Source organism: Paraburkholderia sp. SIMBA_054, assembly GCF_046534875.1.
GTDB classification, from domain to species: domain Bacteria; phylum Pseudomonadota; class Gammaproteobacteria; order Burkholderiales; family Burkholderiaceae; genus Paraburkholderia; species Paraburkholderia hospita.
Map to the genome: position 1 here is coordinate 1 of NZ_JAWRXV010001849.1, position 230 is coordinate 230.

Here is a 230-nt window from a genome sequence, read left to right on the forward strand (position 1 = left end):
GAACAACTGTACTGTGACAACATGGTAAAGCCGTATCTTCCCATTGCATCTCTGGAGCATTCCATCCAGTGAATAAGATACGTCTACTTGTTGGGTTATTTTTAATTTGATCAATCACATATTTAATTTGATTGAAAATGTTCCCACGACCGTCTTCCCACCTAGTCCACTGTTTTCCGTAGATGTTCGGTAACTGACCAACTTCATTCGCCCATTCTTTCCAAAACTTG

1 protein-coding gene is annotated in these 230 nt (G+C 40.0%); it reads right to left on the minus strand.

Annotated features, from left to right (window positions below; genetic code table 11):
• A partial coding sequence (locus SB822_RS61440) for a thymidylate synthase (protein ID WP_410859713.1) occupies positions 1-230 on the minus strand: 230 nt, incomplete at both ends.